Here is a 22,310-nt window from a genome sequence, read left to right on the forward strand (position 1 = left end):
GCCCGGTCCACCGCCGGGGGCAGCCCCTTCGACCTGATCAACGGGAGTTCCGGTACGTCATGACGAACGAAGAGAAGATGCTCGACCACCTCCGGTGGATGACGGCCGAACTCCACCAGACCCGGGAACGGCTGCGGACCGCCGAGGAGCCCGAACCGATCGCGATCGTGTCGATGAGCTGCCGCTACCCCGGCGGCGTCAACTCCCCCGAGGAGCTGTGGCGGCTCGTCGCCGAAGGCCGCGACGCCGTGGCCGGCTTTCCCGCCGACCGCGGCTGGGACCTCGACGCCGTCTACCATCCCGACCCCGACCACCAGGGCACCAGCTACGTCCGCGACGGCGGCTTCCTGGCAGGAGCCGCCGAGTTCGACGCCGCCTTCTTCGGGATCTCCCCGCGCGAGGCCCTCGCCATGGACCCCCAGCAGCGGCTCCTCCTGGAAACCGCCTGGGAGGCCTTCGAACGCGCCGGCCTCGACCCCACCTCGCTGCGCGGCAGCCGCACCGGCGTCTTCGCGGGCGTCATGCACCACGACTACGCCGCCGGCCCCCGCGACCTGCCCGAAGGCGTCGAGGTGTACCTCGGCAGCGGCAACGCCGGCAGCGTCGCCTCCGGCCGCGTCTCCTACGTCCTCGGCCTGGAGGGCCCCGCCGTCACCATCGACACGGCCTGCTCCTCCTCCCTCGTCGCGCTCCACCTGGCCGCCCAGGCCCTGCGCCAGGGCGAATGCACGATGGCCCTGGCCGGCGGGGTCACCGTCATGGCCGACCCCCGCCTGTTCGTCGACTTCAGCCAGCAGCGCGGCCTGGCCCCCGACGGCCGCTGCAAGCCCTTCGCCGCGGCCGCGGACGGAACCGGCTGGGGCGAGGGCGCGGGTCTCCTCCTGCTGGAGCGGCTCTCCGACGCCCGCCGCCACGGCCACCCCGTCCACGCCGTCATCCGCGGCTCCGCCGTCAACCAGGACGGCGCCAGCAGCGGCCTCACCGTCCCCAACGGGCCCTCCCAGCAGCGCGTCATCCGCCAGGCCCTGGAACAGGCCCGCCTCACCCCGCGCGAGGTCGACGCCGTGGAAGCCCACGGCACCGGCACCACCCTCGGCGACCCCATCGAGGCCCAGGCGGTCCTCGCCACCTACGGCCAGGACCGCACCCCGGAGGACCGGCCGCTGCTGCTGGGCTCCGTCAAGTCCAACCTCGGCCACACCCAGGCCGCCGCGGGCGTCGCCGGCGTCATCAAAATGGTCGAGGCCATGCGCCACGGCGTCCTCCCCAAGACCCTCCACGTCGACGAACCCACCCCGCACGTCGACTGGAGCACCGGAGCGGTCTCCCTGCTCACCGAGAACACCGACTGGCCGCGCACCGGAGCACCCCGCCGCGCCGCGGTGTCCTCCTTCGGGATCAGCGGCACCAACGCCCACCTGATCCTCGAACGGCCCGAGCCGCACACCCCCGACGAGGAGCCGGAGACCGCCCCGGCCCCACCCCCGGTCGCGGCCTGGCCCCTCTCGGCCCGCAGTCCCGAAGCGCTGCGCGCCCAGGCCCGCCGCCTGCTGGACCACACCACCGACGGCGCCCCCGTGGCCCACACCGGCCACACCCTCGCCACCGCCCGCGCCGCCCTCGGCCACCGCGCCGTGGTCGTCGGCACCACCGCCGACGAGCTCCGCGAGGGCCTGCGGGCCCTGTCCGACGGCGCGCCCGCCGAGAACCTGGTCCACGGCACGGCCCGCCCCGACCCCCGCACGGCGTTCCTGTTCACCGGCCAGGGCGCGCAACGGCCCGGCATGGGACGGGAGCTGCACGCCGCGTACCCCGTCTTCGCCGAGGCCTTCAACCAGGCCTGCGCCCACCTCGACCGCTACTTCGACACCCCCGTACGGGACGTCGTCCTCCGCGGCTCCCCGCTCCTCGACCGCACCGAGTACACCCAGGCCGGACTCTTCGCCCTCGAAGTGGCCCTGTTCCGCCTCGCCGAGAGCCACGGCCTGCGCCCCGACTTCCTCCTCGGCCACTCGGTCGGCGAACTGGTCGCCGCACACGTGTCGGGCATGCTCCCCCTCGCCGACGCGGCCGCGCTCGTCGCCGCCCGCGGCCGGCTCATGCAGTCACTGCCCGAAGGCGGCGCCATGGTCGCCGTGGAAGCGGCCGAGGAAGACGTCCGCGCGCTCCTCACGCCCGGCGTCGACATCGCCGCCGTCAACGGCCCGACGTCCGTGGTCCTCTCCGGTACCGAAACCGGCGTACTCGACGCCGCCGCGCGCCTCGCCGCCGCCGGCCACCGCACCAAGCGGCTCAAGGTCAGCCACGCGTTCCACTCCCCGCTGATGGAACCGATGCTCGACCGGTTCCGCGCGGTCGTCGCCCGGCTCGCCTTCCGCCCGCCCGCCATCCCCGTCGTCTCCAACGTGACCGGCCGCATCGCCACCGCCGAAGAGCTCGGCTCGCCCGAGTACTGGGTGCGCCACGTCCGCCGGACGGTGCGCTTCCACGACGGCGTCCGCACCCTCGCGGACCACGGCGTCACCACCTTCGTGGAACTCGGCCCCGACGGAGTCCTCACCGCCATGGGGCAGAACTGCCTCGACGAGGACGCCGGCATCCGCTGGAGCACCGCCCTGCGCCGCGACCAGCCGGAGCCGGCCGCCTTCATCAGAGCCCTCGCCGAGGCCCACACCCAGGGCGTCACCGTGGACTGGGACGCCCTGTACCCGGGCGCCCGGCGGGTCGACCTGCCCACGTACGCCTTCCAGCGCGAGCGGTACTGGCTGGAGGGCGCCGGCGCGGCCGGTGACGTCACCTCGGCCGGCCTCGACGCGGCCGGGCACCCCCTGCTCGGCGCGATGGTGACGGTCGCCGCCTCCGACGACCTCCTGTTCACCGGCCGGCTGTCGGTGGCCGCGCAGCCCTGGCTGGCCGACCACGCGGTGGCCGGCACCGTCCTGCTGCCCGGCACCGCCTTCGTGGAGCTCGCGGTCCGGGCCGGTGACCAGGTCGGCTGCGGGCTGCTGGAGGAACTGACGCTGGAAGCCCCGCTGGTGCTGCCCGAGCGGGGCGGCGTCCAGGTCCAGCTCGCCGTGGGCCCCGCCGACCCGGACGGCCGGCGCACGGTCACCGCGTACGCACGCCACGAGGACGGCGCCTGGACCCGGCACGCCCAGGGCGTGCTCGCCCCGGCCGCCCCCACCGCCACCGCCACCGGCCTCGGCGGGACCTGGCCCCCCGCCGGAGCCGAGGCCGTCGACCTGGACTCCTTCTACCCCCGCCTGGCCGAGGCCGGATTCGCCTACGGGCCCGCCTTCCAGGGCCTGCGCGCCGCCTGGCGGCTCGGCGACGAGGTGTACGCCGAGGTCGGCCTCGACCGCGGCCGGCAGGACGCCGCGAGCCGCTTCGGTCTGCACCCGGCCCTCCTCGACGCCGCCCTCCAGGCGGCCGGCGTGGGCAGCCCGCTCCCCGACAGCGGCGAGCCCCGACTGCCGTTCGCCTGGCGCGAGGTCGCCCTGCACGCCACCGGCGCGCGCACCCTGCGCGTCCGGCTGACCCCGGCCGGCGAGGACGCGGTCGCGCTGACCGCCACCGACGAGGCCGGCCTCCCCGTGGCCACCATCGCCTCCCTCACCCTGCGCCCGATGACTCCGGGCGGGCTGACCCGGATCGCCGACACCCTGTTCGCGCTGGACTGGGCTGCGGCCCCGGCGGGCGGGCCCCTGCCCGCGGGCACGGTGTACGAGGTGGACACCTCCGACGGCGTCCGCCCCGCCCTGCACCGGGTCCTGGAGGCACTCCGCGGATCCCTCGCGGACGCCGGCCAGGACCGCCTGGTGTTCGTGACCCGCGGGGCCGTCGGTGACGACCCGCGCGACCCGGCGGGTGCGGCGGTGTGGGGCCTGGTGCGCTCGGCGCAGTCGGAACACCCCGGCCGCTTCCACCTCCTGGACCTGGAGGACGAGCACGCCGACCCGACCCCCCACCTCACCTCCCCGGAACCGCAGCTCGCGGTGCGCGGGGGAGAGGCACGGGTCCCCCGCCTGATCCGCACCCCCGCCCCGGCGGCCTCCGGGGGCCTGTCCTTCACCCCCGGCGGCACGGTCCTGGTCACCGGGGGTACCGGAACGCTGGGCCGGGCGGTGGCCCGCCACCTGGTGAGGGAACACGGCGTCCGCCACCTGCTGCTGGCGAGCCGCTCGGGCGGTGCCGGGGATTTGGTCGCCGAGTTGTCGGAGCTGGGGGCCTCGGTCACCGTCGCCGCCTGTGACGCCGCCGACCGCGAGGCCCTCGCCGCCCTCCTGGCCGGGATTCCGGCCGCGCACCCGCTCACCGCCGTCATCCACACCGCGGGCGTCCTCGACGACGGGGTGGTCGAGTCCCTCACCCCGGAACGCCTTGACGCGGTGCTGCGCCCGAAGGCCGATGCCGCCCGGAACCTCCACGAGCTCACCGCCGGACTGGACCTGTCGGCGTTCGTCCTCTTCTCGTCCGCCTCGGGCCTGCTCGGTGCCCCCGGCCAGGGCAACTACGCGGCCGCCAACGCCTACCTGGACGCCCTCGCCCAGTACCGGCGCTCCCTGGGCCTGCCCGGTATCTCCCTCGCCTGGGGCCTGTGGGCCGAGCGCAGCGGCATGACCGGATCCCTCGACGCCGGTGACGTCGACCGCATCCACCGCGGCGGCATGGCCGCCCTCACCACCGAAGAGGCCCTCGCCCTCCTCGACACGGCCCCCGCCCACGACCGGGCCGTCCTCTTCCCCATGCGCCTCGACCTCAAGGCGCTCCCCACCGGCCCCTCCCTCTCGCCCGTCCTGCGCGGACTCGCCGCGGCACCCCCGGCGCGGCCGACCGCCGGCGCGGCACCCCGTACCGGGGGCTCCCCCCTCGGACAGCGGCTGGCCGGCCTGCCCGAAGCCCAGCGGACACGGACCCTCCACGACCTGGTGGTCACCGAGGTGACGGCCGTACTGGGCCACCGCGCACCGGGCGCCCCGGAGCCGACGCAGGTGTTCAAGGACCTCGGCTTCGACTCCCTGTCCGCCGTGGAGCTGCGCAACCGGCTCAGCGCCGCCACCGGCCTGCGGCTGCCCGCCACCCTCATCTTCGACCAGCCCACCCCGGCCTCCCTCGTCGCCTACCTGAAGGCCCGCCTCGTCGACACCGGCGACGCGAAGGCACCCGCCACCGCGGCCGCCCCGCTGCCCGCCGACGAGCCGATCGCCATCGTCGGCATGAGCTGCCGCTTCCCCGGCGGGGTCCGCTCTCCCGAGGACCTGTGGCGGCTGGTGCTCTCCGGCGGCGACGCCATCGCCGACTTCCCCGCCGACCGGGGCTGGGACATCGACTCCCTCTACCACCCCGACCCCGCCCACCCCGGCACCTCGTACGTCCGCGAGGGCGGCTTCCTCGACGGGGCCGCCGACTTCGACCCCGTGTTCTTCGGGATCTCCCCGCGCGAGGCCCTCGCCATGGACCCCCAGCAGCGGCTGCTGCTGGAGACGGCGTGGGAGACCTTCGAACACGCCGGGATCTCCCCGGCCTCCGTACGCGGCAGCCGCACCGGCGTCTTCACCGGCGTCATGTACCACGACTACGTCAACCTCCTCCACGACCAGGAGGGCCTCGAGGGCTACGCCGGCAACGGCAGCGCCGGCAGCATCGCCTCCGGCCGCATCGCCTACACCCTCGGCCTCGAAGGCCCCGCCGTCACCGTGGACACGGCCTGCTCCTCCTCCCTGGTGTCGCTGCACCTCGCCGGCCAGGCCCTGCGGCAGGGCGAGTGCACCATGGCCCTCGCCGGCGGCGTGACCGTCATGTCCAGCCCCAACACCTTCGTGGAGTTCAGCCGCCAGCGCGGCCTGGCCCCCGACGGCCGCTGCAAGCCCTTCGCCGCGGGAGCCGACGGCACCTCGTGGTCCGAGGGCGTCGGCATGGTCCTGCTGGAACGCCTCTCCGACGCGCGCCGCAACGGACACCAGGTCCTCGCCGTCGTGCGGGGCTCGGCGGTGAACCAGGACGGCGCGTCCAACGGCATGACCGCCCCGAACGGCCCCTCGCAGCAGCGCGTCATCGAACAAGCCCTCACCAAGGCCGAGCTGACGGCACGGCAGGTCGACGTGGTGGAGGCGCACGGCACGGGCACCACCCTCGGCGACCCGATCGAGGCGCAGGCCCTGCTCGCCACCTACGGCCGGGACCGCGAGGAGGACCGGCCGCTGCTGCTGGGCTCCGTCAAGTCGAACCTGGGCCACACCCAGGCCGCGGCGGGCATGGCCGGCGTCATCAAGATGGTCATGGCGATGCGCCACGGCGTGGTGCCGATGACCCTGCACGTGGACGAGCCGACCCCGCACGTCGACTGGTCGGCGGGTGCCGTGCGCCTGCTGACGGAGCCGGTGCCCTGGCCCGAGACGGGCGAACCGCGCCGGGCGGCCGTGTCCTCGTTCGGCATCAGCGGCACCAACGCCCACACCATCCTCCAGGAGGCCCCGCGGGAGCCCGCCGCCGACCCCGGCACCACCCCCGCACCGGCACGGCCCGTATGGGTGCTGTCGGGGCGGGACGGGGAGGCGGTGCGAGCGCAGGCGGCCCGGCTGCTGGAGCGGGTGTCGGCCGATCCGGAGCTGGACCCGGCCGATGTGGCCTTCTCCCTGGCGACCTCGCGGGCCGCGCTGGGCACGCGGGCGGCCGTGGTGGCGGGGGACCGCGCGGGTCTGCTGGCCGGGCTGGAGGCCCTGGCCGAGGGCCGCCCGGCATCCGGAGCAGTCGAGGGCGCGGTCTCCGGCGGCAAGTCGGCCTTCCTGTTCTCGGGGCAGGGCGCGCAGCGGCCGGGGATGGGTCGTGAGCTGTACGACGCCCAGCCGGTGTTCGCGACCGCCTTCGACGAGGTGTGCGGGCACTTCGAGCGCCCCCTCAAGGACCTCGTCCTCGGCGGAGGCGAGGAGATCCACCGCACCGAGAACACCCAGCCGGCCCTCTTCGCCGTCGAGGTGGCCCTGTACCGGCTGGCGGAGTCCGTGGGCCTGCGCCCGGACTTCGTCGCCGGCCACTCCATCGGTGAGATCGCCGCCGCGCACGTGGCGGGGGTGCTGTCCCTGGCGGACGCGGCCCGCCTGGTGGCGGCGCGCGGTGCGCTGATGGGCGCCCTCCCGGAGGGCGGCGCGATGGTCTCCGTCCAGGCCGGTGAGGACGAGGTGCGCCCGCTGCTCTCCGCCGAGGTGGACATCGCGGCCGTCAACGGCCCCTCCTCGGTGGTGGTTTCGGGCGCCGAGGCGGCCGTCCTGGACGTGGCCGAGCGGCTTGCCGTCCAGGGGCACAAGACCAAGCGCCTCACCGTCTCGCACGCGTTCCACTCGCCGCTGATGGAGCCGATGCTGGAAGCGTTCCGCGAGGTAGCGGAGTCCCTGACCCACCACGCCCCCGCGATCCCGGTCGTCTCGAACGTCACCGGCGAGCAGATCACCGAGTTCACGGCCGACCACTGGGTGCGCCACGCCCGCGGCGCGGTCCGCTTCGCCGACGGGGTCCGGCACCTCGCCGAGGAGCAGGGCGTGGGCCACTTCCTGGAGCTGGGCCCGCGGGGCGTCCTCGCCGCCATGGCGGGGGAGTCGCTGCCGCAGAACTTCCCAGGGCTGCTGACCCCGGTGCTCCGCAAGGACCGCCCCGAGCCCGAGGCCTTCCTGGGCGCCCTCGCCGAAGCGTGGACCCGAGGCCTCCCCGTCGACTGGACGCCCCTGCTCCCCGGACGCCGCGTCGGCCTGCCCACGTACGCCTTCCAGCGGCAGCGCTACTGGCCCGGCACCGACCCCGCCCCGGCCGGCGCGGCGGAGCCGGCCTCGCCGCTGGCCCAGCGCCTGGAGGCGGCCGGCGACCCCGGACGCGTCCTGCTCGGACTGGTCCGCGACACCATCGCCACCGTTCTCGGGCACACCGCGCGGGAGACGGCCGACCCCGAGCGGTCCTTCCGCGACTTCGGCTTCGACTCGATGACCGCCGTCGAGTTCCGCACCCGGCTCGCCACCACGACCGGGATCGCGCTGCCCGCGACCCTCGTCTACGACCACCCCACCCCGGCCGCCCTCGTCAGGTACCTGCGCACCGAACTCCTCGGCGGCACCGGCAGCGGCCCGGCCCGCGTACGCCGCGCGGCCGGCAGCGACGAGCCCATCGCCATCGTCGGCATGAGCTGCCGCTTCCCCGGAGACGTCGGCTCTCCCGAGGACCTGTGGCGCCTCGTCGCGTCCGGGACCGACGCGGTCTCGCCCTTCCCCGACGACCGGGGCTGGAACATCGGGGCGCTCTACGACCCCGACCCCGACCACCAGGGGACCACGTACACCCGGCACGGCGGCTTCCTCCGGCACGCCGCCGACTTCGACGCCGCCTTCTTCGGGATCTCCCCGCGCGAGGCCCTCGCCATGGACCCCCAGCAGCGCCTGCTGCTGGAGGTGGCGTGGGAGGCGTTCGAACGCGCCGGACTGACCCCGGGGGCGGCCCGCGGCAGCGGCACCGGCGTCTTCGTCGGCACCAACGGCCAGGACTACACGGCCCTGGTCTCGCGGTCCTCCGAAAGCCTGGAGGGCTACCTCGGCACCGGCGGCGCCGGCAGCGTCGCCTCCGGCCGCATCGCCTACGCCCTGGGCCTCGAAGGACCCGCCCTGACCGTCGACACGGCCTGCTCGTCCTCCCTCGTCGCCCTGCACCTGGCCACGGAGGCGCTGCGGCGCGGCGAATGCGACCTGGCGCTGGCCGGCGGCGTGACCGTCATGTCGACCCCCCAGTCCTTCATCGACTTCAGCCGACAGCGCGGCCTGTCGCCCGACGGCCGATGCAAGCCGTTCGCGGCGGCCGCGGACGGCACCGGCTGGTCCGAGGGCGTCGGCATGCTCCTCGTGGAGCGGCTGTCGGACGCCCGCCGCAACGGCCACCGGGTCCTCGCGGTGATCCGCGGATCGGCCGTCAACCAGGACGGCGCCTCCAACGGGCTCACCGCCCCCAACGGCCCCGCCCAGCAGCGCGTCATCCGCCAGGCCCTCGCCAACGCCGGCCTGACCGCCCGCCAGGTCGACGCCGTGGAGGCCCACGGCACCGGCACCCCGCTCGGCGACCCGATCGAAGCGCAGGCGCTGCTGGCCACGTACGGCCACGACCGCCCGGGGGACCGGCCGCTGCACCTGGGCTCCCTGAAGTCCAACATCGGCCACACCCAGGCCGCCGCGGGCGTCGGCGGCGTCATCAAGATGGTGATGGCGATGCGCCACGGCGTCCTGCCCCGCACCCTCCACGTCGACGAGCCCACCCCGCACGTCGACTGGACGGCCGGCGCGGTCTCCCTGCTCACCGAGAACCTGGCGTGGCCGGAGACCGGGCAGCCGCGCCGCGCGGCCGTGTCCTCCTTCGGCATGAGCGGCACCAACGCCCACCTGCTGCTCGAACAGAGCCCGCTCGACACCCCGGACGAGCGCGCGGAGACCCCCGTGCCCCCCGGGAACCCCGTGCCCTGGCTGCTGTCCGCCACCTCGGCACAGGCCCTGCGCGCACAGGCCCGCCGCCTGCGCGACCACCTCGCGGACCGGCCGGGCCTCGACCCGGGCGCGGTCGGCCGCGGCCTGGCCACGGCACGCACCCTGTTCCCGCACCGCGCCGTCGTCACCGGAGCCGACCGCGCCGGGTACCTCGACGCGCTCGACGCCGTGGCACGCGGCGAAGCCGACACCGACCTGTTCCGGGCACCGGCCCCGTCCGCGTTCCTGTTCTCGGGTCAGGGCGCGCAGCGTCCCGGGATGGGGCGCGAGCTGTACGAGGCGCAGCCGGTGTTCGCGGCCGCCTTCGACGAGGTGTGCGGACACTTCGACCTGCCGCTGAAGGACCTGGTGTTCGGCGGCGGCGACGAGGTCCACCGCACCGAGATCACCCAGCCGGCCCTGTTCGCCCTTGAGGTGGCGCTGTACCGGCTGCTGGAGTCCTACGGCATCCGCCCGGACTTCGTGGCCGGTCACTCGGTCGGTGAGATCGCGGCCGCGCACGTCGCCGGTGTCTTCTCCCTCGCGGACGCCTCGGCACTGGTCCGGGCCCGCGGCGCCTTGATGGGTGCCCTGCCGGAGGGCGGGGCGATGGTGTCCGTCCAGGCCGGCGAGGACGAGGTCCGTCCGCTGCTGTCGGCGGACGCCGACATCGCGGCGGTCAACGGCCCGCGGTCCGTGGTGATCTCGGGTGCCGAGCAGGCCGTTCTGGCCGTGGCCGCGCAGCTGGCGGACCAGGGCCGCAGGACCAAGCGCCTCACGGTCTCGCACGCCTTCCACTCGCCCCTCATGGAACCCGTGCTCGACGCGTTCCGCGAGGTCGCCGAGTCCGTGACCTACTCCGAGCCCGGGATCACGGTGGTCTCCGCCCTCACGGGGGACATGACCTCGCCCGACTACTGGGTGCGCCACGTCCGCGAGGCCGTCCGCTTCCACGACGCCATGCGTCGGCTGGAAGCCGCCGGAGTCGACACCTACCTCGAACTCGGCCCCGACGCCGTCCTGACCGCCATGGGCCAGACCTGCCTCGCCGAACCGGCGACCCTCCTGCCGCTCCTGCGGCGCGACCGCTCCGAAACGCGCACCCTGCTCGCAGCCCTCGGCCGCGCTTACGCGCGCGGAGTCCCCCTCGATCTGCCCGCCCTCTTCGCGGGCGCACCGGCGGCCCCCGCCGACCTCCCTACGTACGCCTTCCAGCACGAGCGGTACTGGCCGCGCATCGCGGAACAGCCCGCGGTGCCCGGCTGGCTCGTACCGCGACGCGGTACGGACGCCCTCGACGACCTGCTCTACCGGGTCACCTGGCAGCCGGTGGACACGGCGCGGACCACCGTGCCCGGCCGGTGGCTGGTGGTGGCGGAGGAGGCGGGTGCCGAGCTGGTGGGCCTGCTGTCGGCGTCGGGTGCCGATGTGGTGGAGCTGGTCGGGGGCGGTCGTTCCCGTGGCGAGCTGGCCGGGCTCCTGCCGGATGTGGGTGCGGTCGACGGTGTGGTGTCGCTGCTGGATGTGGCGGGTTCGCTGTCGTTGGTGCAGGCGCTGGGTGACGCGGGTGTCGCGGCCCGGTTGTGGTGCGTGACCCGTGGTGCGGTCTCGACGGACGCCTCCGACCGCGTGGTGGATCCGGTCCGGGCGCAGGTGTGGGGTCTGGGCCGGGTGGCGGCACTGGAGTTCGGTGAGCGCTGGGGCGGTCTGGTGGACGTCCCGGAGGTGCTGGACGAGCAGGCCGCCGCCCACCTGTCGGCCGTGCTGTCGGGCTCCACGGGTGAGGATCAGGTGGCGGTGCGCGCCGGGGGTGTGTTCGCGCGTCGTCTGGTGCGTGCGCCTTTCGTGCCGGTGACGGGGGAGGGGTGGCGGCCGGACGGTCCCGTGCTGGTGACCGGTGGTACGGGTGCGGTGGGTGTGCGGGTGGCGCGCTGGCTCGCTTCGGCGGGCGCGACGGAGCTGGTGCTGACGAGTCGCCGGGGTCCGGACGCTCCGGGCGCCGCCGAACTGGTCGCGGAGCTTGCCGAATCCGGGGTCACGGCGTCCGTCGCCGCGTGTGACGTGGCGGACCGGGACGCGGTGGCGAAGCTGCTGGCCGAGCACCCCGTGACCGCGGTGTTCCACGCGGCCGGTGTCTTGGACGACGGTGTGCTGGACGGGCTGACCCCGGAGCGTTTGGCGACGGTGCTGGGTCCGAAGGCGGATGCGGCGCGTCATCTGCACGAGCTGACGGGTGAGTTGGGGCTGGAGCTGTCGGCGTTCGTTTTGTTCTCGTCGTTCGCGGGCACGGTCGGTGGCGCGGGGCAGGGCAACTACGCGGCGGCCAACGCCCATCTGGACGCGCTGGCCGAGCAGCGGCGGGCCGACGGACTGCCCGCCACCTCCCTCGCCTGGGGCCCGTGGGCCGACAACGGCATGGCCGCGGACGAGACCGTCGCCGAACGCATGCGCCTGGCCGGCATGACCGGACTGGCCACCGGCACGGCCTTCGCCGCACTCGCCCGCGCCCTCGGCCGGGGCGACGACACCCTGACCGTCATCGACATCGACTGGGAGCGCTTCGCGCCGGGCTTCACCTCCGCCCGCCCGAGCCCCCTCCTCGCCGGGATCCCGGAAGCCGCCCGTCCCGCAGAACCGGACAGCGCCGACGCCGGCCTCGCCGCACGGCTGGCGGCGCTGCCGTCCGCCGCCGAGCGGACCGACCTACTGCTGGACCTGGTCCGTACCCACGTGGCCGGCGTACTCGGCCACGGCTCGCCGCAGCGCGTGACCGCCGACCAGCCGTTCAAGGGCATCGGGTTCGACTCCCTGACGGCGGTCGAGCTGCGCAACCGGCTCGGCCGGGCCACCGGACTGGCCCTGCCCGCCACCGCCGTCTTCGACCACCCCAACCCGGCCGCGCTCGCCGCGTACCTCCTCACCGAGCTGTGCGGGGACCTCGGCGATACCGACCCGGAGGAGGACCAAATCCGCCGGGCGCTCGCCTCGATGCCGCTCTCCCGGATCAGAGAGGCCGGCCTGCTGGAAGTGCTGCTGGACCTCGCCGGCCTCGAAGCGGGCGGCACCCGGGAAGCGGCGGCCGACCCGGACGAAACGGCCCCGGAGGACATCGACGTGATGGACGCCGACGCCCTGATCCGTCTCGCCATGGACAACACGGACTCCTGACGGTCCGGGAAGTGAGGAGCTGACACATGGTTACGCCCGAAGCAGTGACATCCGGCACGGTGACGCCCGAAGCGAAGCTCGTGGCCGCGCTCCGGACCTCCCTCAAGGAGGCCGAGCGGCTCCGCGAACAGAACCGGCGGCTCACCGAGGCGGCCCGGGAGCCCATCGCGATCGTCGCGATGAGCTGCCGGTTCCCCGGCGGCGTCCGTTCGCCCGAGGGACTGTGGGACCTGGTCGCCGCCGGCCGTGACGCCGTGTCGCCGTTCCCCACCGACCGGGGCTGGAACCTGGAGGAACTGTTCGACGAGGACCCGGACCGCCCCGGCTCCTCCTACGTCCGCGAGGGCGCGTTCGTCCACGACGCCGCCGACTTCGACGCCGCCTTCTTCGGGATCTCGCCCCGCGAGGCCCTCGCCATGGACCCGCAGCAGCGGCTGCTGCTGGAGACCTCCTGGGAGGCGCTGGAGCGCGCCGCGATCACGCCGGACGCCCTGCGCGGCAGCCGCACCGGCGTGTTCGTCGGCACCAACGGCAGCGACTACGGCACGGTCCTCGTCGGCGGTCCCGAGGAGGTCGACGGATACCTGGCGACCGGGAACGCCACCAGCGTGCTGTCCGGCCGGATCTCCTACGAGTTCGGCTTCGAGGGGCCCGCCGTCACCGTCGACACCGCCTGCTCCTCCTCCCTCGTCGCCCTGCACCTCGCCGCACAGGCGCTGCGCCAGCAGGAGTGCACGCTGGCGCTCGCGGCCGGTGTGACCGTCATGGCCGGCCCGACCACCTTCACCGAGTTCAGCCGCCAGCGGGGCCTGGCCCCCGACGGCCGCTGCAAGCCCTTCGCGGCGGCCGCGGACGGCACCGGCTGGGGCGAGGGCGCCGGAGTGCTCGTACTGGAGCGGCTGTCGGACGCCCGCCGCAACGGCCACCGGGTCCTCGCGGTGATCCGGGGCTCCGCCGTGAACCAGGACGGTGCCTCCAACGGCCTGACCGCCCCCAACGGCCCGTCCCAGCGGCGCGTGCTCCGCCAGGCGCTCGTCAACGCCCGCCTGACGCCCGACCAGGTCGACGCGGTCGAGGCGCACGGCACCGGGACCACCCTCGGCGACCCCATCGAGGCACAGGCCCTCATCGCGGCATACGGGCAGAACCGCCCGCCCGGCCGGCCGCTGCGCCTCGGGTCGGTCAAGTCGAACATCGGTCACACGCAGGCCGCCGCGGGGGTGGCGGGCGTCATCAAGATGGTGCAGGCGATGCGCAACGGCGTCCTGCCGCGCACCCTGCACGTGGACGAGCCCACGCCCCAGGTCGACTGGTCGGCCGGCTCCGTGCGGCTGCTGACGGAGAACCTCGACTGGCCCGCGCCCGACGGGCAGCCGCGCCGCGCCGGGGTGTCCTCGTTCGGCATGAGCGGTACCAACGCCCACGTCATCCTGGAGGAGCACACGCCCGACCCCGAGCCCGCCGCGGCCACTCCCTCCGTCCCCGCCGCCCCCCGCGCCACCCCGGCCCTGCCCTGGCCGCTGTCCGCCAAGTCGGCCGACGCGCTGCGCGCGCAGGCCCGCGAACTGCGGACCTTCCTGTCGGCCCGCCCCGGTCACGCGCCGGCCGACGTCGGCCGCTCGCTCGCGCTCTCGCGGACCTCCTTCGACCACCGCGCCGTGCTCGTCGCCGGCCACCCCGACGCCTTCGACGCCGCGCTGTCGGCGCTGGCCGACGGCACGGCGGCCGCCGGCCTGGTCGAGGGCCAGGCACCCGACGGCCGCGCCAAGGTCGTCTTCGTCTTCCCCGGCCAGGGCTCCCAGTGGACGGGCATGGCCACGGAACTGCTGGCCACGAGCCCCGTCTTCGCCGACCGCATGGAGCAGTGCGAGCGGGCCCTGTCCGGGTTCGTCGCATGGTCGCTGCGCGAGGTACTCACCGACGAGGCCGCCCTGGCCCGCGTCGACGTGGTCCAGCCCGCCCTGTGGGCCGTGATGGTGTCCCTCGCCGCCCTGTGGCGTTCGTACGGAGTGGAACCGGCGGCCGTCCTCGGCCACTCGCAGGGCGAGATCGCCGCGGCCTGCGTCGCGGGCGGCCTCTCCCTCGAGGACGGCGCACGGGTGGTGGCCCTGCGCAGCAAAGCCCTCCTCGCCCTCTCCGGCCGCGGCGGCATGGTGTCCGTCCCCCTGCCCCGCGAGGAGGTGGCGGCCGGCCTCGACGCGCGGCTGTCCATCGCCGCGGAGAACGGGCCCCGCTCGGTCGTCGTCTCGGGCGACCCCGAGGCACTCGACGAGCTGCTCGCCGCGACCGAGGGCGCCCGCCGGATCGCCGTCGACTACGCCTCCCACTCCGCCCACGTGGAGGAGATCCGGGACGAACTCCTCACCGTCCTCGCCGGGCTCTCCCCGCGCCCGGCGGAGGTGCCCTTCTTCTCCACGGTCACCGGCGACTGGCAGGACACCGCCGAGCTGGACGCGGAGTACTGGTACCGCAACGCCCGCCGGACCGTGCGCTTCGAGGAGTCCACGCGCGCCCTGCGCGAGCAGGGGTACGGCGTGTTCGTCGAGAGCAGCCCGCACCCGGTGCTGATCCAGGGCCTCGGGGACGGCGCCGTCGGGTCGCTGCGCCGCCAGGACGGCGGACCGGCACGGTTCCTGCTCTCGCTGGCCGAGGCCCACGTGCGCGGCGTCGCCGTCGACTGGTCGCCCGCCTTCCCGGACGCCGGCCCGGCCCACGTCGACCTGCCCACCTACGCCTTCCGGCGCCGGCGGTACTGGCCCCGCCCCGGCACGGGCCGCACGGCCGGGTCCGACCCGGCGGAGTCGGCCTTCTGGGAGGCCGTCGAACGCGCCGACCTGCCCGCCCTGTCCGGCGCGCTCGGCGCCGCAGGGCCGGAGCTGAACGCCCTGGAGGCCACCCTGCCCGTCCTCACCGCCTGGCGGGCGGGACGCCGCCGGCGGTCCACCGTCGACTCCTGGCGCTACCGGGCGGTCTGGGAACCCACGGCCGCGGACGCCCCCGGACACCTGCCGGGCCGGTGGCTGGTGGTGTCGGGGGAGTCGGGTGCGGAGTTGGCGGGTGTGCTGTCGGGCTCGGGTGCCGATGTGGTCGAGCTGGTCGGGGGTGGTCTTTCGCGTGGGGAGCTGGCGGGGGCCCTGTCGGGTGTGGGCGCGGTCGACGGTGTGGTGTCGCTGCTGGATGTGGCGGGTTCGCTGTCGTTGGCGCAGGCGCTGGGTGACGCGGGTGTGGGTGCCCGGCTGTGGTGTGTGACGCGGGGTGCGGTGTCGACGGGTGTGTCGGATCGTCTCGCGGATCCGGTGGCGGCGCAGGTGTGGGGTCTGGGCCGGGTGGCGGCGCTGGAGTGGGGTGAGCGGTGGGGCGGTCTGGTGGACGTTCCGCTGGTGCTGGACGAGCGGGTTGTCGCCGGGTTGACCGCTGTGCTGTCCGGTGCTTGTGGTGAGGATCAGGTCGCGGTGCGGGCGGAGGGTGCGTTCGCCCGCCGTCTGGTGCGTGCGCCCTTCGCCGGGGTGGTGGGGGAGGGGTGGCGGCCGGACGGTCCGGTGCTGGTGACGGGTGGCACGGGTGCGCTGGGTTCGCGGGTGGCGCGCTGGCTGGCTTCGGTGGGTGCGACGGAGCTCGTACTGACGAGCCGTCGGGGTCTTGAGGCTCCGGGTGCCGCCGATCTGGTGGCGGAGCTTGCCGGGTCGGGGGTCACGGCGTCCGTCGCCGCGTGTGATGTGGCGGACCGGGATGCGGTGGGGAAGCTGCTGGCCGAGCACCCCGTGACCGCGGTGTTCCATGCGGCGGGTGTGCTGGATGACGGGGTGCTGGAGGGTCTGACGCCGGAGCGTTTGGCGACGGTGCTGGGTCCGAAGGCGGATGCGGCGCGTCATCTGCACGAGCTGACGGGTGAGTTGGGGCTGGAGCTGTCGGCGTTCGTGTTGTTCTCGTCGTTCGCGGGCACGGTCGGTGGCGCGGGTCAGGGCAACTACGCGGCGGCCAACGCCCATCTGGACGCGCTGGCCGAGCAGCGGCGGGCCGACGGACTGCCCGCCACCTCCCTCGCCTGGGGAGCCTGGGGGGACAGCGGCCTCGCCACCGGATCCGATGCCGTCACCGCCCGCATGCGCCGCGGCGGCCTCCTGCCGATGGCCCCCGACCTGGCCATCACCGCACTCCAGCAGGCACTGGACCGCGACGAGACCACCCTCGTGGTCGCCGGCGTCGACTGGGAGCGCTTCGCGGCGGCCTTCGTCACGGGCCGCCCCAGCCCGCTCCTGACCGGGGTACCCGAGGCGCGTACCGTGCTCGCGGCCCTGGAGGACGGCCGGGCCACCGGCACCTCCCTGCGGGACACCCTCCCCGGCCTGCCCGCCGAGGCGCAGGAACGGGCCCTGCTCGAGCTGGTCCGTACGCACGTGGCGGCCGTCCTCGGGCACGGCACCCCGCACGAGGTCGCCCCCCGACGGGCCTTCCGCGAGGCCGGGTTCGACTCCCTGACGGCGGTCGAGCTGCGCAACCGGCTGAGCACGGCCACCGGACTGGCCCTGCCCGCCACCGTGGTCTTCGACCACCCCGACCCGGCCGCGCTCGCCGGGCACCTGCGCTCCGAGCTGTGCGGGCACGCCGGCGCGGACGGCCCGTCCGCGCTGGAGGAGTTCGCCCGCTTCGAACGCGCACTGACCCGGGTCGAGCCCGGCACCGACGAGCACACCACGATCATGCAGCGGCTCCGGGCCCTGCTGGCGCAGGGTCCGGAAGCCTCCGGCCACCCGGACCGCGCCGCCGCCGACGCGTACGAAGCGGCGACCGACGACGAACTGTTCGGCCTGCTCGGCGAGAAGTTCGGCATCTCATGACCGCCGCCGCCCGCACCTCCGCCAGGGAGAACCCTCACGTGTCCAACGAAGAAAGACTCCGCCACTTCCTCAAGCGCGTCTCGGCCGAGCTGGAGCAGACCCGGGAACGCCTGCGCGAGAGCGAGAACCGGGACGGCGAGCCGATCGCCGTAGTCGCCATGAGCTGCCGCTTCCCCGGTGGCGTCCAGAACCCCGAAGACCTGTGGCGGCTGCTCGTCTCGGGGGAAGACGCCCTGTCCGGCTTCCCCACCGACCGGGGCTGGGACCTGGCGGGCCTGCTCTCCGACGACCCGGAGCGGGCCGGTGCCTCCCACGCCCGCCGCGCCGGATTCCTCGAGGGCGCGGGCGAGTTCGACGCCGCCTTCTTCGGGATCTCGCCCCGCGAGGCCCTCGCCATGGACCCCCAGCAGCGGCTGCTGCTGGAGACCTCCTGGGAGGCCTTCGAGCGCGCCGGGATCGCCCCGGACACCCTGCGCGGCAGCCGTACCGGCGTGTTCATCGGCACCAACGGGCAGGACTACACCCCCGTCGCCGTCCACTCCGCCGACGACCTGGCCGGGCACATCATGACCGGCAACGCCGCCAGCGTGCTCTCCGGCCGCCTCTCCTACGTCTACGGGCTCCAGGGCCCCGCCGTCACCGTCGACACCGCCTGCTCCGCCTCCCTCGTCGCCCTGCACCTGGCGGGCCAGGCGCTGCGGCGCGGCGAGTGCGAGCTGGCCCTCACCGGCGGGGCCACCGTGATGTCGACACCGACCCTGTTCGCGGAGTTCAGCCGCCAGGGCGGGCTGGCCCGCGACGGCCGCTGCAAGGCCTTCGCGGCGGCCGCGGACGGCACCGGCTGGGGCGAGGGCGCCGGAGTGCTCGTACTGGAGCGGCTCTCCGACGCCCGCCGCAACGGCCACCGGGTCCTCGCGGTGATCCGCGGCTCCGCCGTCAACCAGGACGGTGCCTCCAACGGCCTGACCGCCCCCAACGGCCCGTCCCAGCGGCGCGTGCTCCGCCAGGCGCTCGCCAACGCCCGCCTGACGCCCGACCAGGTCGACGCGGTCGAGGCGCACGGCACCGGGACCACCCTCGGCGACCCCATCGAGGCGCAGGCCCTGCTGGCCACCTACGGGCAGAACCGCCCGGCGGACAGGCCGCTGCGCCTGGGGTCGGTCAAGTCGAACATCGGTCACACGCAGGCCGCCGCGGGGGTGGCGGGCGTCATCAAGATGGTGCAGGCGATGCGCAACGGCGTCCTGCCGCGCACCCTGCACGTGGACGAGCCCACGCCCCAGGTCGACTGGTCGGCCGGCTCCGTGCGGCTGCTGACGGAGAACCTCGACTGGCCCGCGCCCGACGGGCAGCCGCGCCGCGCCGGGGTGTCCTCGTTCGGCATCAGCGGCACCAACGCCCACGTCATCCTGGAGGAGCACACGCCCGACCCCGAGCCCGCCGCACCGGACGACCGGAGCCCCGCGACCGGCGCGGCCCCCGCCGGCTCCGCCCCCGCCACCGTCGAGCCCCCCGTCCTCGCGGTGCTCTCCGCCCGCGAGGACGAGACGCTGCGCGCACAGGCCGCCCGCCTCCACGCCCACCTCCTGGACGGCCCGCACCTGTCCCCCCGCGACGTGGCCCACTCGCTCGCCACCACCCGCGCCACCCTCGACCGCCGCGCCGCCGTCGTCGCCGACGGCCGCGACGCCCTCCTGAAGGGGCTGGCGGCGATCGCCGACGGCACCACGGACCCCGGCGTCCTGCACGGCAGCGCGGCCCCCGGCGGGCTGGCGTTCCTGTTCACCGGCCAGGGCGCCCAGCGCGCCGGCATGGGGGACGAGCTGTACGCGGCGTTCCCGGTCTTCGCGCGGGCCCTCGACGCGGCCTGCGCCGCCCTGGACGCACACCTGGACCGCCCGCTGCGGCAGGTGATGAGCGGCGGGGCGGAACTCCTCGACCGGACCCGGTACACCCAGGCCGGGCTGTTCGCCCTCGAGGTGGCGCTGTACCGCCTCTTCGAGTCCTGGGGCGTACGCCCCGACTTCCTCCTCGGCCACTCCGTCGGCGAACTGGCCGCCGCCCACGTGGCCGGCGTGCTCACCCTCCCCGACGCCGCCACGCTGGTCACCGCCCGCGGCCGGCTGATGGAGGCGCTGCCCGGGGGCGGGGCGATGGTCTCCGTCCAGGCGGCCGAGGACGAGGTGCGCGCCCTGCTGACGGCCGGCGTCGACATCGCCGCGGTCAACGGCCCCCGCGCGGTGGTCGTCTCCGGCCCCGAGGACGCGGTCGCGCGGACCGCCGGCCTCCTGGAGGCCGCCGGCCACCGCACGAAGCGGCTCAACGTCAGCCACGCCTTCCACTCGTCGCTGATGGAGCCGATGCTCGCCGAATTCGGCCGCGTCGCGCGGACGCTCACCTTCCACCAGCCGTCCGTCCCGATCGTCTCGAACGTCACCGGACGCACCGCCGACCCGGCCGAGGTCGCCGGCCCCGAGTACTGGGTCCGGCACGTGCGCGCGGCCGTCCGGTTCCACGACGGCATGCGCCACCTGGAGGCCCGGGGCGTACGCCGCTTCCTCGAGCTGGGCCCCTCCGGCGTGCTGGCCGCCGCCGGACAGGACTGCGTCAGCGGCCCCGGTCCCGTCCTCGTACCGGCCCTGCGCCGCGACCGGCCCGAGCGGGAGACCGTCACCGCCGCCCTGGGGGAGCTTTTCGTGCACGGCACGGCCCCGGACTGGACCGGCGTCTTCGCCGGGCACCCCGTACACCGGGTGCCCCTGCCGACCACGGTGTTCCGGCGCACCCGCTACTGGGCCCGCCCCGGCGAGAGCGCCGGCCGGCCCGACGCCACCGCCCAGGACCCCGCCGCCGGCCTCCAGTACCGCATCGAGTGGCAGCCGTTCGCCGCCCCCGCCCCCGCCGCCACCGCCCCCGCCCCCGCCGCCACCGCCCCCGAGGGGACCTGGCTCGTGGCCGGCCCGCGCCTGCGGGAACTCGACCTGGTCACCGGGGCGCTCGCCGCCCGGGGCGCCACCACCGCCCGCCTGGACCTGACCCCCGGCACCGGCCACGACCGCGAGGCCCTGACCGTCCGCCTGCTCACGGCCCTGGCCGCCGCCGACCGCTGTGCCGGCGTCCTGCTCCTGCCCGCCGGCCCCGGCGACCCCGGCCTGGACGCGGCCCTCGGGCTGCACCAGGCCCTCGGGGACGCCGGGATCACGGCACCGCTGTGGTGCGCCACCCGCGGCGCGGTCTCCACCGGCCCCGGCGACCGGCCCGCCGACCCCGGCCAGGCACAGGTCTGGGGCCTGGGCCGGGCCGCCGCCCTGGAAACCCCCACCCGGTGGGGAGGGCTCGTCGACCTCCCCGCGGAGCTCGACGCCCCCGCCCTCGACCGGCTCGGCACCCTCCTGCTGGCCCGCACTCCCGCCGGGACCGACGCCGAGGACCAGCTGGCCATCCGCCCCGCCGGCATCCTCGCCCGCCGGCTGGTGCGCGTACGCAGGGCCTCGGCCGCCGTCACGCCCTGGCGCCCCTCCGGCACCGTCCTGGTCACCGGCGGCACCGGCGCCCTCGGCGGCCACATCGCCCGCTGGCTCGCCGCGTCCGGCGCCGAACACCTGCTCCTCACCAGCCGCCGCGGCGAGCGGGCACCCGGCGCGCGCGAACTCGCCGCCGAACTCACCGCCGCGGGCACCCGGGTGACCGTCGCGGCGTGCGACGCGGCCGACCGGGACGCGCTCGCGGCGGTGCTCGACGCGATCCCCGCCGAACTGCCCCTGACGGCCGTGGTGCACACCGCCGGCATCCTCGACGACGGCGTCATCGACTCCCTCACCCCCGAACGGTTCGCGGCGGTCCTGCGCCCCAAGGCCGACGCGGCCCGCAACCTCCACGAACTCACCGCCGGCCTGGACCTGACGGCGTTCGTCCTCTTCTCCTCCTTCGCCGGCGCGGTCGGCGGCTCCGGCCAGGCCAACTACGCGGCCGCCAACGCCTTCCTGGACTCCTTCGCCGACCAGCGCCGCGCCGACGGACTGCCCGCCACCGCCGTGGCCTGGGGCGCATGGGCCGACGGCGGCATGGCCGAGGACGAGGCGGCCGTCGGCGAGCGCCTGCGCCGCCACGGCATCCGCCCGATGCGGCCCCCGCACGCCATCGAAGGGCTCCAACAGGCCCTGGACCACGGCGACGCCTGCCTGGCGGTGGCCGACATCGACTGGGCCCTGTTCGCCCCCGGCTTCACCACCGTCCGGCCCAGCCCGCTGCTCACCGGAATCGAGGAAGCCCGCCCCCGCACCACCGGGGAACCCGACTGGCGCGAACGCATCACCCTGCTCCCGGACACGGAACGCGCCGCCGCCCTGCTGGACCTCGTACGCACCCAGGCCGCGGCCGTCCTCGGACACGGCGGCCCCGAGTCGGTCACCCCGACCCAGCCCTTCCGCGAGCTCGGCTTCGACTCCCTGACCGCCGTCGACCTGCGCAACGTCCTCGGCGTCCGCACCGGGCTCGACCTCGCCACGACCGTGGTCTTCGACCACCCCAGCCCGCAGGCCCTCGCCGAGCACCTCGACGCCGAACTCGGCGGCACCGCCGCCGCCCGCGTCCTCGCCGACCTCGACCGCGTGGAGGACGCCCTCGCGGTCCTCGACGCCCCCGACGTACGGGCGGAGGTCGCGACCCGCCTCCAGAGCCTGCTGGCCCGCGCCGCCGCGGCACCCGGACCCGGCTCCGGCCCGGACGGCGCGACGGCGGCCGACACCCGGCCGACCTTGGACACGGCGGACGACCTATTCGCCTACATCGACCAGAAATACGGGACCCGCTGACA

General features: G+C 75.6%; 3 protein-coding genes. All 3 read left to right on the forward strand.

The window, feature by feature from the left end; translation table 11 throughout:
* The first annotated feature begins 59 nt into the window (after nt 1-59).
* The 3 genes from ACZ4WZ_RS26650 to ACZ4WZ_RS26660 are packed head-to-tail and all read left to right on the forward strand — an operon-like array spanning nt 60 to nt 22,308.
* On the forward strand, nt 60-12,656 hold the full coding sequence (locus ACZ4WZ_RS26650) for an SDR family NAD(P)-dependent oxidoreductase (RefSeq protein ID WP_467894098.1): 12,597 nt from the start codon (nt 60-62) through the stop codon (nt 12,654-12,656).
* Between the two features lie 26 nt (nt 12,657-12,682).
* Nucleotides 12,683-17,494, forward strand: coding sequence for a type I polyketide synthase (locus ACZ4WZ_RS26655; RefSeq protein ID WP_467894100.1), 4,812 nt, complete (start codon nt 12,683-12,685; stop codon nt 17,492-17,494).
* On the forward strand, nt 17,491-22,308 hold the full coding sequence (locus ACZ4WZ_RS26660; protein ID WP_467894101.1) for a type I polyketide synthase: 4,818 nt from the start codon (nt 17,491-17,493) through the stop codon (nt 22,306-22,308). The genes ACZ4WZ_RS26655 and ACZ4WZ_RS26660 overlap by 4 nt, the downstream gene beginning before the upstream one ends.
* The last annotated feature ends 2 nt before the right edge of the window (nt 22,309-22,310 follow it).

Source organism: Streptomyces sp. NPDC029122 (assembly GCF_055569445.1).

What these genes read in the sequence shown, in the direction of transcription:
- ACZ4WZ_RS26650 (WP_467894098.1), top strand. Translation starts at nt 60, where the DNA reads ATGACGAACGAAGAGAAGATGCTCGACCACCTCCGGTGGATGACGGCC.
- ACZ4WZ_RS26655 (WP_467894100.1), top strand. Translation starts at nt 12,683, where the DNA reads ATGGTTACGCCCGAAGCAGTGACATCCGGCACGGTGACGCCCGAAGCG.
- ACZ4WZ_RS26660 (WP_467894101.1), top strand. Translation starts at nt 17,491, where the DNA reads ATGACCGCCGCCGCCCGCACCTCCGCCAGGGAGAACCCTCACGTGTCC.